A 15533-nucleotide genomic window follows, 5' to 3' on the forward strand; every position below is an offset into this window, starting at 1 on the left:
GGACATGGCGGCGACGATCCTGGTGTGCACGCCGATCTTCTTGCCGATCTGCCAGAAGTACGGCATGGGGGAGATCCAGTTCGGCATGGTGATGTTGATCAATTGCGCGCTGGGGCTGAACACGCCTCCGGTCGGTACGACGCAGTTCGTGGGCTGTGCCATCGGTGGGGTCTCGGTGAGCACGGTGATGCGGACCATCTGGCCGTTCTATGGCGCTCTCATCTTCGCTCTCATGCTCGTCACCTATGTGCCTGCGTTCTCGCTTTGGTTGCCTAACCTGGTGTTTCGCTGAAGCGGCATCGGGCCGACATGCAGGCATCAAGACAGGAACAGATCACCCCAACGACCTGACTCTTTTCTGACCCCGCGCGCCATGGCCGTGGCATGCGGGCGGGGCTCGCCTCCGAAGGCGCACCGCAAACCAACGGCTTCAATTCAAACGAGGAGAGAGACATGCAAACCCGAACCATCGAGAAGGCCCTCCTGGCCGCGGCCGCACTGCTGGCGGCCGGCGCATCGCAGGCCCAGTCCAGCGTCACGCTGTACGGCCTGATCGACCTGGCCGTGGACAACTACAAGGCCGGCAGCGCCGCCGGTGGCACCAACGTCTGGAAGCTCAACGACGGTGTGGTCAACGGGCTGAATGGCTCGCGTTGGGGCGTGCGAATCGGCGAAGACCTGGGCGGTGGCCTGCGCGCCAACGCGGTGCTGGAAGGTGGCCTGTCGGCCGACACCGGCGCCTTGGGCCAGGGCGGTCTCGCCTTCGGCCGCCAAGCGTATGTGGGTTTGTCCTCCGCCTCGTTCGGCGAAGTGCGCCTGGGCCGCCAGTACATCCTGGAAGACTCGACGATGGGCCTGTCGAACCCGTTCGGCAATGCGGCGGTGAACAACCAGGGCACGGGGGTGACGAACCTGGGCAAGGCGCTGCCGTTCTGGCTGAATGCGCCACGCGCGAACAACGTGATCCAGTACCAGACGCCGTCGATGGGCGGCTTCTACGTGGCAGCCCAGCTCGCCCCGGGCGAGGCGACGGCGGACCGCTTCCACGGCACCAAGTTCGGCTTTTCGTCGGGGCCGCTGAATGCGGCGGTGTCGTACGAGTGGAACAAGTCGCGCACGACGGGTGACAACACGAACAAGTCGCTGACCGTGGCGGCGAACTACAACTTCGGGGTGCTGAAGGTGCTGGGGGGCATCCAGCGCAATGACGACCTGACCACCACCGCGGGCAATGGCGCCTTCACCGGGTCGAACCTGTCGGTGACGAGCGGCAAGGGCACGTTCACGGTGGCGAAGATCGACGGCTACACGGTGGGGGTGGAGATTCCGGTCGGGGCCCTGACCTTGGGCGTCAATTACTCGGGGGTGAAGTACGAGAGCGCGGCGGGGCAGGACGTGACGCTGGGCAAGGCGGCTTTTGCGGGGCGTTATGGCTTGTCGAAGTCAACCTTCCTGTATGCGGGCTTCTCGGTCTCCACCGGGGACCTGAAGGAGTACATCACCGAGAACCGGGTCGTCCAGGCGGGGTTGCGGATGGCTTGGTGATGGGTTGATCGGCAAGGTACTCGCGAGGGTGCCTTGCCACGAACGAACGCGCCAGACACAGAACTCGAATCGGAAACACACATGCAAAGCCTTCACCCTGTCCGATGCCTCTGGCGCGCGCTCGCATCCGCCGTGGTCGCGGTGCTCGCCGCCGGCAACGCCTCGGCAACCACCTACGCCTACATCTCCAACGCCGACAGCCAGGAGATCTCGGTGCTCTCGCTCGACGCGCGCAGCGGCGAGCTGACACCCGTCGAGACCGTCAAGGTCGGCGGCACCGTGATGCCGCTCGCCGTGAGCCCCGACAAGCGCGTGCTCTATGCCGCGCTGCGCTCGCAACCCTTTCGCGTGGCGAGCTTCGCCATCGACCCCGGCACCGGCCAGCTGCGCAAGCTGGGCGAGGCCTCGCTGGCCGACAGCATGGCCAACATCGCCACCGACCGCAGCGGCCGCTGGCTGTTCGCGGCGTCCTACGGCGGCAACAAGATCACCGTCAACTCGATCGGCAAGGATGGCGCGGCGGGTGCTGTGCAGCAGCTGATCGCCACGTCACCCAACGCACACTCCATCCAGCCCGATGCGAGCAACCGCCTGGTGTTCGCCACCAGCCTCGGCGGCGACAACCTCTCGTCCTGGCGCTTCGACGACAGCACCGGCACGCTGAGCGCGAATGACCCCGCATTGACGAAGACGCGCGCCAAGTCCGGCCCGCGCCATTTCGTGTTCGACCGCGCGCAGAAGTTCATGTACCTGCTGTGCGAACTCGACGCATCGCTCTACGTCTTCGCCTACGACCCCGCGCGTGGCACGCTGAGCGAGCGGCAGGTGACGACCGCGCTGCCGACCGGCTTCACCGGCAAGCCCTGGGCCGCCGACCTGCACCTCTCACCCGACGGCCGTTACCTCTATGCGTCCGAGCGCACCACGAGCTCGCTCACCGCCTACAAGGTCGACGCTGCGACCGGCGAGCTGAAGACCATCGGCCAGGTGCCGACCGAAAAGACACCGCGCGGCTTTGCCATCGACCCTTCTGGCCGCTACCTGCTCGCAACAGGGCAGGAATCGCACAGCGTGTCCGTGCATGCCATCTCCCCTGCCGACGGCAGCCTGAGCCTGCTCAAGCGCTACCCAGTCGGCCAGAACCCGAACTGGGTCGAGATCGTGGACCTGCCCTGAGGCAGAAGAGCCCGTTTTTGTTTTACCAAGGATCATCATGACCACACGCCGCCACACCCTCGCCCTCTCCATTGCCCTGGGCCTCTCTGCGCTGGCGACCAGCGCCGCACTGGCTCAAGACACCTGGCCCAACAAGCCCGTCCGCCTCATCGTGCCCTTCTCGGCCGGCGGCACCTCGGACATTCTTGCCCGCACGATCGGCGAGAAGCTGCAGGCCGCACTGAAGCAGACCATCGTCATCGACAACAAGGCCGGTGCAGGTGGCGTGATCGGCGCCGACCTGGTGGCCAAGTCGCCACCCGACGGCTACACGATGCTGATCGGCACCATCTCCAGCAACGCGATCAACCCGGCGCTGCAGCCCAAGATGCCCTACAACGCGGCCACCGACTTCGCGCCGGTGATCCTGCTCGGCAGCATCTCCAACGTGCTGCTGGTTGGTGCCGAGCAGCCGTACAAGACGGTCAAAGACCTGATCGCCGCAGCCAAGGCCAAGCCCGGCGACATCGCCTTCGCATCGGCCGGCCAAGGCAGCTCGCAACACATGTCGGGTGAGCTCTTCAAGCTGCTGGCCGGCGCCGAGCTGATGCACGTGCCCTACAAGGGCAGCGCACCGGCGGTGCAAGACGTGATCTCCGGCCAGATCCCGATGAGCTTCGAGACGGTGACCGTCGCGCTGCCGCACATCCAGTCAGGCAAGGTGCGCGCGCTGGCCGTGACCTCGGGCCAGCGCAGCCCTGCGCTGCCGAACACGCCCACGCTGCAAGAGGCCGGCGTGGCAGGTTTCGACGTGGCCAGCTGGCAGGCGCTCTACATGCCCGCCGGCACGCCGCCTGCCATCGTTCAGCGCATGAATGCCGAGGTCGCGAAGATCCTGGCGCAGCCCGAGGTGAAGACGAAAATGGAAGGCCTGGGCCTTGTCTACAGCCCCAACACCCCCGAGCAGTTCGCGACCTTCGGCCGCACCGAAATCGCGAAGTGGACCAAGGTGGTGAAGGACGGGAAAGTCAAACCTGAATGAATACAGCCCCCCAGTCGCTTCGCTCCTGCCCCCAAGGGGCGCCACCTGGCGGACCGGCAAAGCCGGCTCCGCGGGCGTTGCTTGATGTGAGCGTCGCTTCGCTGGCTCGCGGATTCGCAGCTTTGTGGGAATGACCTGAGTTCATATGAGCGCACCTCTCTTCATCACCATGCACGATCGCGACAACGTCGCGATCGTCGCCAACAACGGCGGGCTGCCTGCCGGCACGGTGTTCGACAACGGGCTCACGCTCGTCGACAAGGTGCCGCAGGGCCACAAGGTGGCCTTGGTCGACATCGCCGCCGGTGAGCCGGTACGCCGCTACAACGTGACCATCGGCCGCGCGGCGAAAGCCATTCCCGCCGGCAGCTGGGTGCACGAGCGTTTGCTCGAGATGCCTTCGGCGCTGTCGCTCGAAGGCCTGCCCATCGCGACGGTGAAGCCGCCCGCACAGCCGCCGCTCGAGGGCTACACCTTCGAGGGCTACCGCAACGCCGACGGCTCGGTGGGCAGCCGCAACATCCTCGCCATCACGACCACGGTGCAGTGCGTGGCCGGCGTGCTCGACTTCGCCGTCAAGCGCATCAAAAGCGAGCTGCTGCCCAAGTACCCGAATGTCGACGACGTGGTGGGCCTGGAGCACACCTACGGCTGCGGCGTGGCCATCGACGCGCCCGACGCCATCATCCCGATTCGCACGCTGCGCAACATCAGCCTCAACCCCAACTTCGGCGGCGAGGTGATGGTGGTGAGCCTGGGTTGCGAGAAGCTGCAGCCCGAGCGCCTGCTGCCACCGGGCTCGTTCGCCATCGTCGACGAGCGCAACGTGGCCGACATCGGCACCAACGAAGAAGCCAAGCTCGACGTGGTGTGCCTACAGGACGAATCGCACGTCGGCTTCATGTCGATGATCGATTCGATCATGAACACCGCCGAAGAGCACCTCGAACGCCTGAACGCACGCCGCCGCGAAACCGTGCCGGCCAGCGAGCTGGTGGTGGGCGTGCAGTGCGGCGGCAGCGACGCCTTCAGCGGCGTCACCGCCAACCCGTCGGTCGGCTTCTGCACCGACCTGCTGGTACGCGCCGGTGCCACCGTGATGTTCAGCGAGAACACGGAGGTGCGCGACGGCATCGACCAGCTCACCTCACGCGCCAGCACACCCGAGGTAGCCGACGCGATGATCCGCGAGATGGCCTGGTACGACGCCTACCTCGCCAAGGGCCGTGTCGACCGCAGCGCTAACACCACGCCGGGCAACAAGGCCGGCGGGCTCTCCAACATCGTCGAGAAAGCGATGGGCTCCATCGTCAAGAGCGGCAGCGCGCCGATCAGCGGCGTGCTCTCACCCGGCGAGAAGGTCAAGCAGAAGGGTTTGATCTACGCCGCCACGCCGGCCAGCGATTTCATCTGCGGCACGCTGCAGCTCGCCGCGGGCATCAACCTGCACGTGTTCACCACCGGACGAGGCACGCCCTACGGCCTGGCCGAGGTGCCGGTGATCAAGGTGGCCACGCGCAGTGACCTCGCAAGGCGCTGGCACGACCTGATGGACGTGAACGCGGGCCGCATCGCCGATGGCGAGGCCACCATCGAAGAAGTGGGTTGGGAGCTCTTCCACCTGATGCTCGACGTGGCCAGCGGCAAGAAGAAGACCTGGGCCGAGCACTGGAAGCTGCACAACGCGCTGGTGCTGTTCAACCCAGCGCCGGTGACCTGAGCGCGCGCCTCCGTTCGCCCTGAGCCTGTCGAGAAGGGTGCGCGGCGCATCGCGCTGGCGTCCTCACAACCACAAGAGGAGACAAGACATGCACGAGAGTTCATCGGCGCCCCGCCGCCGCTTCCTGAAAGCCGCTGCGGGCACCGCCCTCGCGACGCTGGGCAGCGCAGCACTCGCCCAGGCCTTCGAGTTCAAGCCGAACCAGCGCTACCCCGACCCGGCAGTGCAGATCCTCGACCCGAGTTTCGCCAAGTACCGCATCTACAGCAGCACCATCGAGCAGGTGGCCACGGGCATGCGCTGGGCCGAAGGACCGGTGTACTTTCCCGATGGCGGCTACGTGCTGGTGAGCGACATCCCGAACAACCGCATCATGAAGTACAGCGAGCGCGACGGCAGCTTCACCGTCTTCCGCAACGCGGCCAACTACGCCAACGGCAACACGCGCGACCGGCAAGGTCGGCTCGTCACCTGCGAGCACTCGGTCACGCGGCGCATCACCCGCACCGAGAGCAACGGCAAGATCACCGTGCTGGCCGACAGCTTCGAGGGCAAGCGCCTCAACGCGCCGAACGACATCGTCGTCAAGTCCGACGACAGCATCTGGTTCACCGACCCGCTGTTCGGCATCAACGGCGAATGGGAAGGCTCGCGCGCCAAGCCCGAGCAGGCCACGACCAACGTCTACCGCATCGGTTCCGACGGCAAGATCACCGCCGCGATCACCGAACTGGTCAACCCGAACGGTCTCGCCTTCTCACCCGACGAGAAGAAGCTCTACGTCGTCGAATGGAAGGGCACACCCAACCGCAGCATCTGGAGCTACGACGTCGGTGCCGACGGCAGCTGCACCAACAAGACCAAGCTGATCGACGCCGCCGACCAGGGCGCGCTCGACGGCTTCAAGGTCGACCGCGACGGCAACCTCTGGTGCGGCTGGGGGAGCAACGGCGCACTGCAGCCGGAGCCCACCGACATGGGCGGGCGCAAGGTCTTCCAGCTCAAGGGCAAGTCCGAAGATCTCGACGGCGTGATGGTGTTCAACCCGCAAGGCAAGCCGCTCGCGCACATCCGCCTGCCCGAGCGCTGCGCCAACCTCTGCTTCGGCGGCCCGAAGAACAACCGCCTCTACATGACGAGCAGCCATTCGCTGTACGCCCTGTACGTCGAGGCACACGGGGCGGTTTGATCAGCTCGCGAAAAGGCTTGCGAGCCGATTGACGGCTGCATCAGACGCCGCACGGTCGGGCGTGCTGTCGGCATTGCCGAAATCGCCTTCGGCCTGCGCCTGCACGAGGATCCCATCGCGCCGCGGCACGACCGAGAGGTTGTGGCCGCGCCAAGTGATGCCGTAGTTCACCTCGGGCTGTGGGATCAGCCGCGCCGTCTGCCCACGCACCGGGATGATCGATTCATCGCCCAGCAAGGCACGCGCGCCGTAACCGGTGGCGTTGATCAGCGTGCGCTCCTTCAGTGAGGCGAACTGGCGTGGGCTCTCGAACTCGCGGTGCACGATCTCGCCGCCTTCGCGAAAGAAGTCGTCCATCAACAAGCGCGTGTACGACGGCAGGTTGAACACCATCTGGCTGTAGCGGCGCGCATGCGGCACGGCGAACGGGTGCTGCTCGCGCGACAGCGGCTGTGAGCGCGGCCGGATGTCACTCAGCAGCAGCCGTTCGAGCTCCGGGTACTCGGGCTCGGGGTGCGCCTCGGACACAGCACTGAATGGCGCCGGCTGGTCGAACGGCGTGTCGGACAAGACATAGCCGTCACGCCATTCCACCGGGTCGCCCGCCAAGCCGAGCAGGCTCTGGTACATGCGGAACGAGTAGCGCGCCATCGTCTCCCAACGCTGCTGGAACTGAGGTGTCGCATTCGCTTCGGTGCAGATGCGCGAGTCGGGCGACCACACGCCCGTGGCTGCCGACGAACGCACCTCTGGCGGCCGATCACGACAGTAGATGCGCACCTTCAACCCGGCGCGTTGTGCGACACGGGCGGAGGTGAGACCGATGGCGCCGCAGCCGATCACCGCCAGGTGCTTCTCTTTCGTGGCCAGCGCCAGGCGCACCGCCAGCATCGCCGAGCCCCACGACAAGGACCAGCCACTGCCGCCATGGCCATAGTTGTGGATCACGGTCTGGTGGCGCAGCTGCTGCGCCTCGATGCGTGGGCCTTCAGCGCGGAACGGACGCGTGCAGACGGAGACGTCGATGATGCGATCGGGGGTGGCGCGTATGCGGGCCAACGGCGGCATCGAAGCAAACGCCGGGAACTCCGGCAGTGGCCCAGCGGGCACTGTCTGTGCCGACACTTTCGAGAAAGGAATCGAAGACAGCGAGGCCAGCGTCACGCCGGCCCCACCGATGAACTGGCGACGTTGCATTGAGTTCAACCGTGGAAACTGGGTTTGCATTCTCTTGCAGTGGCACGGGGTTGCGGGCGAGACGTCATGCGATGCTCGGGCCGCTCAAGGAGCAACACCCAGGTCGGCCGGCGCGTCGAGCCCGTAGTGATGCGCATCGGCCTCGATGCGAGGGCGCATCGCCTTGGCAGTGGCGATGTCGGCCAGCCCCGGATCGCGGGCGCCGACCTGCAGTTGGGCTAGGCCTCGCCCCAACAGCGACCATGCCAACTTGGGGTTCAAGGCCAGCGCCGCGTTGTAGTCGGCGATCGCCTTCTTCCATTTCCCCAGGCGCAAGTACACCAGGCCGCGGCTGTCCAGGTAGGTCGCTTCCTTGGGACGCGCATCGAGCGCCTCGTCGCAATCGTCCAGGGCCTTGTCCAGCTGCGTATTGGCCAGCGCGCGCGCCCAGCATCGTGAATTGAGTACCCTGTCCAGAAGGGCCTCGCGAGAGTGCGACGCCACCCACTGATCGAACTGCGGCACCGCAAGCAGTGGCTCGTCCAGCGAGAGGAAGAGCTCGCCCATCCTGCGGCGCAGGTTCGATTGAGGCGCTACGCGGCCGTCCAGCACCTGCAGGTCTGCGCGTGCAGCGTCCACGGCGCCGTTGGCATGGAGGACCGCGGCACGATCCAGTCGCGCCTCATCGGCCTGCGGGTCCAGACGCAGCGCCTCGTCGAGATCGGCCAGCGCCGCGTCGCGCTGACGCAGGCCCAGTTTCAGCTGGGCACGCTGCGCTCGATAGCCTGCCACCTCGGGCGCCAGTTCGACAGCGCGGTCCAGGTCGGCCAAGGCGTGCTTCAGATCGCCGCGCGCAGCAGAGACCGCGCCGCGGTGTGACAGGCCGGCCGCGTCTTGCGGTGCATCGGCATTGCTTTCATCGGCGGCGGCCGGCTCGTCCGACTTCTCCGAAAGAGAGAACACCGGCCCGCCGTTGTAGGTGAACAGAAGCCGATTCTGGCTGCGTGCCACGTAGATGCGGTGCGACAGGAAGAAGTCGATGCCGATCAGCATGTCGATACCGTCCATGTCCATGATGTCGGCCACGCGCAAGCGGATGTTGTTGACGCGCTCGGTGCCGAGCTCGAAGCTGGCCACTGGCACGATCCATGAGGGGCGTTCACCTCGGCCTATGCCGAGCACCGTGCCTGCAGGTGGCAAGCGGGTCTCGTCATCGATCAGGCCCAGGCGCTTGGCCGCACTCAGCGTCAGGAGCGACCTGGCCCCGGTGTCGAACAGCACCTTCACGCTCTTGCCGTTGATGCTGGCCTTGGCCTGGATGGACGGGAGCTTGGCGCGAAGCTGGGTGATCAACGGCACCACGACGACCGGTGTCGTGTCTGTCCAATACGCGAGGTCGGCGTCCGCGCAGTCTGCGTTCGGGCGCATGAGGCGCACGAACCCGTTGGCCAGGTCGTACTCCGTGTCACCCATGCCGAGCACATTGCGTCCCAGCAGGCCCATGGTGCCAGCGCCGGGTTCATTGCCGCCCACCAGGAATTCGACGCCGTTGATTTCTGCACCCTGCACCCCGAGCCGTTCCACGCGGGTCACCTTGAAGTCGGCACGGCCTGTCACGCCCCACACGCCCAACTCGGTCCGGCGCGACTTGAGGTTCAGCTGGGCCGCCGCCGCCTCGGTCATTGAACTGAAGAACATGCCGCTGTCGACCGTGAACGGCGTCTCCGTTCCGTTCACACGCAGCTGAGCCACCGCACGCTGCCGTTTCATCGTGATTGGGATGTCGAACGACTGCAGTTGGCATTTCGCGTTGGCAGCCAAGGGCATGAGCGCGGCGCAAAAAAGGGCGATGTGACCGGCGCGACGAAGCAGTGTGGGTGCGAGCGGCATGCGAACGTTCCGGCGTCTGAGTGAGGCCATTGTGCTGCCCAGCGCCCCCCATTTGCGACGGCGCCTCGTTCAATGTGGCGCAGGCGATGGGGACGGTGTCGCCGACCCAGGTTCGATTCAGGCACCACACGGTGCAAACAACTGCACGAGCACGGTCCGTGGGTTGATTCCGTGCAGAAAGCTGCGGTTCGATCAAGTTGTTGACGGGCTGTCTTATTGAATCGAAGTCAACACCACAGAATCGCGCGGACTCTCCGCGGCCGCTTTTTCGCCTCTTCATATTCCGTTCATGTCACGAGGTAGATCAATGACACACACCACCCTCCGCGCCCACTGGGCTGCGACTTCCCTGTCCGCCGTTGCTGTACTCATGCTGGCCACGCTCGCCGCTTGTGGCGGCGGGGGCTCCTCGGCGGATTCCGTTCCCCTGCCGCCGCCGTCCGAGACGGCCACGGCCGCAAGCTACACGGTTCGCGACTTCAACTTCGTCGATACCGGCAACTACGCGCTGCGCTACTACTACAGCGACAACGTTTCCGATTCAGCAGGCCTCTACACCTACTACGACGTACGCGAAGCCCTCGGCAACGGCAAGCCTGCCGTCGTGGTGTACAGCACCAATCGCTACGTCACCGCCAGCGGCTGGCACACGCCGTTGAACGGCGCGACACCCAACACCAATACCGGCGGGGCGAGCAGCAGCTACACCTACAACTACGGCTACACCGGCCAGTCGGCGCGCACGGACAGCGACGTCAGCGGCCAGTCGATCGCGAGCGTCGTTGCGTTGGCGCAAGATCTGAGCGTCAACACCTCCTCCACATTGAATGGCGTGTCCGCGGCCGGCCTCTCGGGCACGATGCCGGCGGGTGCCAAGGTCCGCAAGATCGTCAACACCGACCTCAGCACGCCGGTCGGCTACGACCCGACCGACGGCACCGTCGGCAACGGCGTCACCAGCCTGACCACCCTGGTCACGGCCTTCCCGGTGCCAGCCGCTGGTACGACGATCACCACGTCGAACTCGGTGACGATGGGCGGGCTGCATGGCACTGCCGGTTGCGGCACAACGGTGTGCTTGCAGGAGCGCATGCGGGTGGCCTTCGGTGGAGGCACCAGCGTCACGTACTACCTGTGCGACGTCAACACCAGCACGTCGGTGCAAAGCAACTGCACGGTGGCCGGTACCGGCAGCTTTGCCAACAGCATCGCGGCCAACGGCACGACACCGATCATGAGCTTCTCCGGGCTGCCCGCCGCAGCCAGCGTGCAGACCTTCTCTCGCGTTTTCGTGCAGCTCTCCGGCAAGGTGTATTTCGGCTTCCAGGACAAGCTGACGACAAGCACCCAGACGCGCCTGAACAAGGTCGCCTTCGAAGCGCTGAGCACTGCGCTGGGCATCACGCCGCCTTCAATCTCGGCCCACCCGGTCTCGGCCGGCGGCGTCTGGAGCGTCAGCTATGTCGGCGGCGACACAGGCAACTGCGCTGCGATGACCGTCAACGCCGCCGGCCACGTGATCGGCACCTGCACCTCAACCGGACTGGGCGGCAGCTTCATCGTCAGCGGCACCGCAGCCGCCGACGGCAGCCTCACGCTCGGCAGCACCTCCAGCGATGCGAGCTTCAGCGGATCATTCGGCGCCACGACCGGCTCAGGCCCGTGGCACAGCACCAGCTTGTCGGTCTCGGGCACGTGGACAGCCACCCGCCAGTGAGTTGGTGAAGGTTCAGCAGGCGCGATGCCGCCTGCGAGTGGGGGTCAGTCCGCCGACATCGGCTCCAGCTGCGCCCGCTGTACAGCGCTGAGGACCTGCGGCTGCCTGATCGGCGCGCCGGTCGCGGCGTCGAAGAACGGGTTGTCTCGATAAGCTCCGCGCAATCGCGCCGGGATCATCGTACTCATGAGTTTCAACACCGCCATGACGCTGGCAAGCGGTGTGGACTTGACGGGCTGGTGGGCAGCGTGCGTGTTGATGCGCACCTTCACCGGCCCGAACGACGGTTCGAGGGGCTGCGCCGACAGGCAGTTGTGGATCAGGCCGATGTAAGGCGTCTTGCGGTCTCTCGGTGTGTTGCCGATCGGCGTCTTGCAGCAGCTCGCGTACCAGCGCAGCAGCCCGCGGTCGGAGAGCGACATGCACTGCACCGCGTCGAAGCCTTGCTCGATGTGAACCTGCGCCGGCATCGTTGCGATGATGTCGGTGCCGCCGGCTTCATCGAGCACGTCGCCAGCCCGTTGCAGGAAGTGGGCAAAGGCCTGGCAGTCTTTGCAGTAGCAGACGGCTCGGCCGGTCGTTGCGGGCAGTTGAATGTGGCCGCGGACCTTGCCGCAGCTGCAGCGCAAAGGGTGTCGGGTGATCATGGCTCGTCTCGTCAAACCGCGCTACCCGGCCATTCGTTGGCATGCGCCTCGAAGTCAGGGCGCTGCGGGCGGACGACGCAGAAGCGCTGGCCGGTTGGAGCCTCCATCACCCACCAGCTCTTGACCTGCGCGACGCGCTTGGCGCCGAGCGATTCGAGCCGGTGCACTTCGGCATCGATGTCATCGGTCTCGATGTCGACGTGAACGCGACTGGGGTGTGACACCGACTGCACGAGCACCTGCACTTCGGAGTCCGGGCCGGCGAGCTCGCGGTAGTTGGCGTTCTGCGGGTCGTTGAGCGATCGCGTGGGTCGGCCGAGCGCACTGCCCCAGAAGCTGGCGGCTTCGTCGAGGCGTTCGGTCTGGCAGTCGATGACGAGGGTGGCGAGTCGGCTTCTGTGCATGGGCACCTCCACGTTGGCCGGGTTCCACCCAGCCCGGCAAACTGCATGCCGAACGAGCGATTGCAAAGGCCCAATGGGTTGCGCGTGTCGGAGAGCGCGCGGCCATCACATGCCATCGCGCCGCAACGGCTTGAACATGTTCATTCCGCTGATGCCATAGCCGATGGATCGGTACAAGGCCTGCGCACCGGTGTTGAAGCTGAAGACATGCAATGCCAGCGACGACAAGCCCTGCGAGATGGCGAACTTCTCGATCAGGTCGAGCGCCGCCTTCGCGTATCCGCGCCCGCGGAAATCGGGGTGGATGCGGATGTTGTAGACGTAGCCCGAGCGCACATCACCGCTCTCGATGATGGCGAACCAGAGCACTCCGACAGGCTCGCCGGTGGGCTGGTGCTGGATCTCGAAAACGAAGTGACCGGGCGTCTGCAGGCCCTGGTGCAAAAGGCGGTGGAACTCGGCACGCGAACGCTCCAGCGCCAACTCACTCGGCCACCGACCGGATTGAACGTTGTCGGTGGCGTACCCGGCGATGGCCTCTTCGGCGAACGACTCGAACGCCTCTGGCCGCATGGGACTCAGGATGATCACGATCGATCCCCCTCGCCCGGCACGCGCCGGGCATCACGGTGTGGTGGACGTCTCCACTATCTCACCATGCAGGGCCGCTTGGGATCAAATTTCCAGTCGCGGATAAGGTACTGCATGGCCATCGCGTCGTCGCGCGAACCCAGTCCGTGCTGCTTGTACAGCGCATGCGCTTTTTCCACCTCGGCCATGTCGAGCTCGACACCGAGGCCGGGCTTCTTGGGCACTTGAACGTGGCCGCCGACGATCTGCAGCGGCTCCTTGGTCAGGCGCTGGCCGTCTTGCCAGATCCAGTGCGTGTCGATGGCCGTTACGCGGCCGGGTGCGGCGGCGCCGACGTGGGTGAACATCGCGAGCGACACATCGAAATGGTTGTTCGAATGCGAGCCCCAGGTGAGCCCCCAGTCGCGGCAGGTCTGCGCCACGCGCACCGAACCCGCCATGGTCCAGAAGTGCGGGTCGGCAAGCGGGATGTCGACCGACTGCAGGCTCAGCGCGTGCGTGAGCTGCCGCCAGTCGGTGGCGATCATGTTGGTGGCGGTGGGCAGGCCGGTGGCGCGGCGGAACTCAGCCATCACCTCGCGGCCCGAGAAGCCGTCTTCGGCGCCGCACGGGTCTTCGGCATAGGCCACTACGCCGTGCAGGTCACGCATCAGGCGAACGGCTTCTTTCAGCATCCAGCCGCCATTCGGGTCGAGCGTGACGCGCGCTTGCGGAAAGCGCTCGTGCAGCGCCCTCACCGCCTCGACCTCGGCGTCGCCGCTCAGCACACCGCCCTTGAGCTTGAAGTCGTTGAAGCCGTAGCGCGCACGGGCAGCTTCGGCCAGGCGCACCACCGAGTCGGGCGTCATCGCCATCTCGTGGCGCAGCCGCTGCCAGTCATCGGCATCCGCGGCTTCATCGGCCGGTGTGGCGTAGGGCAGATCGGTGCGCGTGCGGTCGCCAACGAAGAACAGGTACCCGAGCATCTCGACCGAGTCTCGCTGCTGGCCTTCGCCGAGCAGTGCCGCAACGGGCAGCTCCAGGTGCTGGCCCAGCAGGTCGAGCATGGCCGATTCGATGGCGGTGACCACGTGGATGGTGGTGCGCAGATCGAAGGTCTGCAGGCCGCGGCCGCCTGAGTCACGGTCGGCGAACAGGTCTCGCACGGTGCGCAGCACGCGCTGCACGTCGCCCACCGGTTGGCCGATCACGAGCTTGCTTGCGTCTTCGAGCGTCTGGCGGATCTTCTCGCCGCCCGGCACCTCGCCCACACCGCTGCGGCCGGCGTTGTCGGTCAGCAGCACCAGGTTGCGCGTGAAGAAGGGGCCGTGCGCGCCGCTCAGGTTGAGCAGCATCGAGTCCCGGCCGGCGACCGGGATCACGCGCATCGCGGTGATCTTGGGGGTGGAGGTGGTGTGAGTCGACATGGTGCGCGCTGGTTCGTTGCGTGGGTTCGGGTTCATTCCGCGGTGATCTTGCGCGTCTCGATCAGGCTCTTCCAGCGTGCGAATTCGGACTGCTGGAAGCTCGCAAACTGCGCCGGCGTGTTGGCCACGACCTCGACGCCCACCTTGGCGAAGTCGGCCTTGATCTGCGGGTCGTTGAGCGCGGCCACCAGCGCGGCGTGCAGCTTGGTCTTCACGTCGGCGGGCAGGCCCTTGGGCGCGGCGATGCCCTGCCACGAGTAGACGTCGACGCCCTTCACGCCGCTCTCGCTCAGCGTGGGCACGTCGGGCAGCACGGCGGAGCGTTTGTCACCGGTGACGGCCACCGCGCGCAGCTTGCCGGCAGCGATGTGCTGCAGCACGGCATTGACGTTCTGGAACGAGGCGTCTACCTGGCCGCCCAGCAAATCCTGAATCGCCGGCGCGCCGCCCTTGTACGGAACGTGCGTGCCGCTGGTGCCGGACTGCAACCAGAACAGTTCGGCAGTGAGGTGGTCGGACGAGCCGTTGCCCGACGAGGCGAACGTCAGCTTGCCCGGGTCTTTCTTCGCAGCGGCGATCACGTCGGCCACGGTCTTCAGCGGCGATGACGCGGGCACCACGAGTACGTTGGGGGCACGCACTGCGACGGTGAGCAGATCGAAGTCTTTCAGCGCGTCGTACGGCATGCTCTTGATGAGGTGCGGCGCGATCACGAAGGGGCCGAGCGAGGACACGAGCAGCGTGTAGCCGTCAGGCGCCGCGCGCTTCACTTGGCCGGCGCCGATGGTGCCGGTGGCACCCGCGCGGTTGTCGACGACGAAGCTCTGGCCGAAGGCGGTTTGCAGCGGCCCCGTGAGCACGCGGGCCAGGGTGTCGGTGGACCCGCCGGGCGGAAACGGCACGACGATGGTCACCGGCTTGTCGGGCCAGGCGGCCTGAGCTGGCGTGCCGGCCAGCGCGGCGATCGAGAGGGCGAGGGTGAGCAGCAGTCGGTTCATGGTGTGTCTCCAGCAAAGCCATTTGGTAGCGCTAACAGTATTCTATGGTAGCG

At 66.1% G+C, this 15533-nt stretch carries 14 protein-coding genes; 7 read left to right on the plus strand and 7 right to left on the minus strand.

Translation table 11 applies throughout. The annotated features are described in order from the left end of the window. The 6 genes from AC1DYS_RS25710 to AC1DYS_RS25735 form a co-directional block, all read left to right on the plus strand. Positions 1 to 292, plus strand: a 292-nt coding sequence (locus AC1DYS_RS25710; RefSeq protein WP_477904412.1) for a TRAP transporter large permease subunit, incomplete at its 5' end; no start/stop codon positions are given. A 161-nt stretch (positions 293 to 453) separates the two neighbouring features. Further along, positions 454 to 1545 carry a porin gene (locus tag AC1DYS_RS25715; RefSeq protein ID WP_477904413.1) on the plus strand — a complete coding sequence of 364 codons (1092 nt, stop codon included), beginning with the start codon at positions 454 to 456 and terminating at the stop codon, positions 1543 to 1545. 81 nt (positions 1546 to 1626) lie between these two features. Further along, a complete protein-coding gene (locus tag AC1DYS_RS25720; RefSeq protein WP_477904414.1) occupies positions 1627 to 2721 on the plus strand; it encodes a lactonase family protein in 1095 nt (364 codons plus the stop codon). 37 nt (positions 2722 to 2758) lie between these two features. Continuing rightward, positions 2759 to 3742: a Bug family tripartite tricarboxylate transporter substrate binding protein gene (locus AC1DYS_RS25725; RefSeq protein WP_477904415.1), complete on the plus strand. Its 984-nt coding sequence runs from the start codon at positions 2759 to 2761 to the stop codon at positions 3740 to 3742. 145 nt (positions 3743 to 3887) lie between these two features. Continuing rightward, the gene (gene garD, locus AC1DYS_RS25730) at positions 3888 to 5462 is read left to right on the plus strand and encodes a galactarate dehydratase (protein ID WP_477904416.1); all 1575 of its coding nucleotides are present in this window, start codon (positions 3888 to 3890) and stop codon (positions 5460 to 5462) included. 88 nt (positions 5463 to 5550) lie between these two features. After that, on the plus strand, positions 5551 to 6651 hold the full coding sequence (locus AC1DYS_RS25735) for an SMP-30/gluconolactonase/LRE family protein (RefSeq protein WP_477904417.1): 1101 nt from the start codon (positions 5551 to 5553) through the stop codon (positions 6649 to 6651). Here the strand turns inward: AC1DYS_RS25735 and AC1DYS_RS25740 are convergent, their stop codons facing one another. Next, positions 6652 to 7848 carry an FAD-dependent oxidoreductase gene (locus AC1DYS_RS25740; protein ID WP_477904418.1) on the minus strand — a complete coding sequence of 399 codons (1197 nt, stop codon included), beginning with the start codon at positions 7846 to 7848 and terminating at the stop codon, positions 6652 to 6654. Between the two features lie 84 nt (positions 7849 to 7932). Beyond that, positions 7933 to 9717 carry an aspartyl protease family protein gene (locus tag AC1DYS_RS25745; protein WP_477904419.1) on the minus strand — a complete coding sequence of 595 codons (1785 nt, stop codon included), beginning with the start codon at positions 9715 to 9717 and terminating at the stop codon, positions 7933 to 7935. A gap of 307 nt (positions 9718 to 10024) precedes the next feature. Between AC1DYS_RS25745 and AC1DYS_RS25750 the strand changes: the two genes are divergently transcribed. Next, complete coding sequence (locus AC1DYS_RS25750; RefSeq protein WP_477904420.1) at positions 10025 to 11434, plus strand: hypothetical protein; 1410 nt, start codon at positions 10025 to 10027, stop codon at positions 11432 to 11434. Between the two features lie 44 nt (positions 11435 to 11478). Here the strand turns inward: AC1DYS_RS25750 and AC1DYS_RS25755 are convergent, their stop codons facing one another. From AC1DYS_RS25755 to AC1DYS_RS25775, 5 genes are all read right to left on the minus strand, one after another. Beyond that, positions 11479 to 12081, minus strand: coding sequence for a DUF6151 family protein (locus AC1DYS_RS25755; RefSeq protein ID WP_477904421.1), 603 nt, complete (start codon positions 12079 to 12081; stop codon positions 11479 to 11481). A gap of 11 nt (positions 12082 to 12092) precedes the next feature. Then, positions 12093 to 12485 carry a VOC family protein gene (locus AC1DYS_RS25760; protein ID WP_477904422.1) on the minus strand — a complete coding sequence of 131 codons (393 nt, stop codon included), beginning with the start codon at positions 12483 to 12485 and terminating at the stop codon, positions 12093 to 12095. A gap of 105 nt (positions 12486 to 12590) precedes the next feature. Beyond that, entirely contained in the window at positions 12591 to 13076 is a 486-nt protein-coding gene (locus AC1DYS_RS25765; RefSeq protein WP_477904423.1) for a GNAT family N-acetyltransferase, read from the minus strand. 56 nt (positions 13077 to 13132) lie between these two features. After that, on the minus strand, positions 13133 to 14482 hold the full coding sequence (gene gudD, locus AC1DYS_RS25770; protein WP_477904424.1) for a glucarate dehydratase: 1350 nt from the start codon (positions 14480 to 14482) through the stop codon (positions 13133 to 13135). Positions 14483 to 14514: 32 nt separating this feature from the next. Then, entirely contained in the window at positions 14515 to 15480 is a 966-nt protein-coding gene (locus tag AC1DYS_RS25775) for a Bug family tripartite tricarboxylate transporter substrate binding protein (RefSeq protein WP_477904425.1), read from the minus strand. Positions 15481 to 15533: the final 53 nt, after the last annotated feature.

Source organism: Rhizobacter sp. P2_G4, from assembly GCF_056403575.1.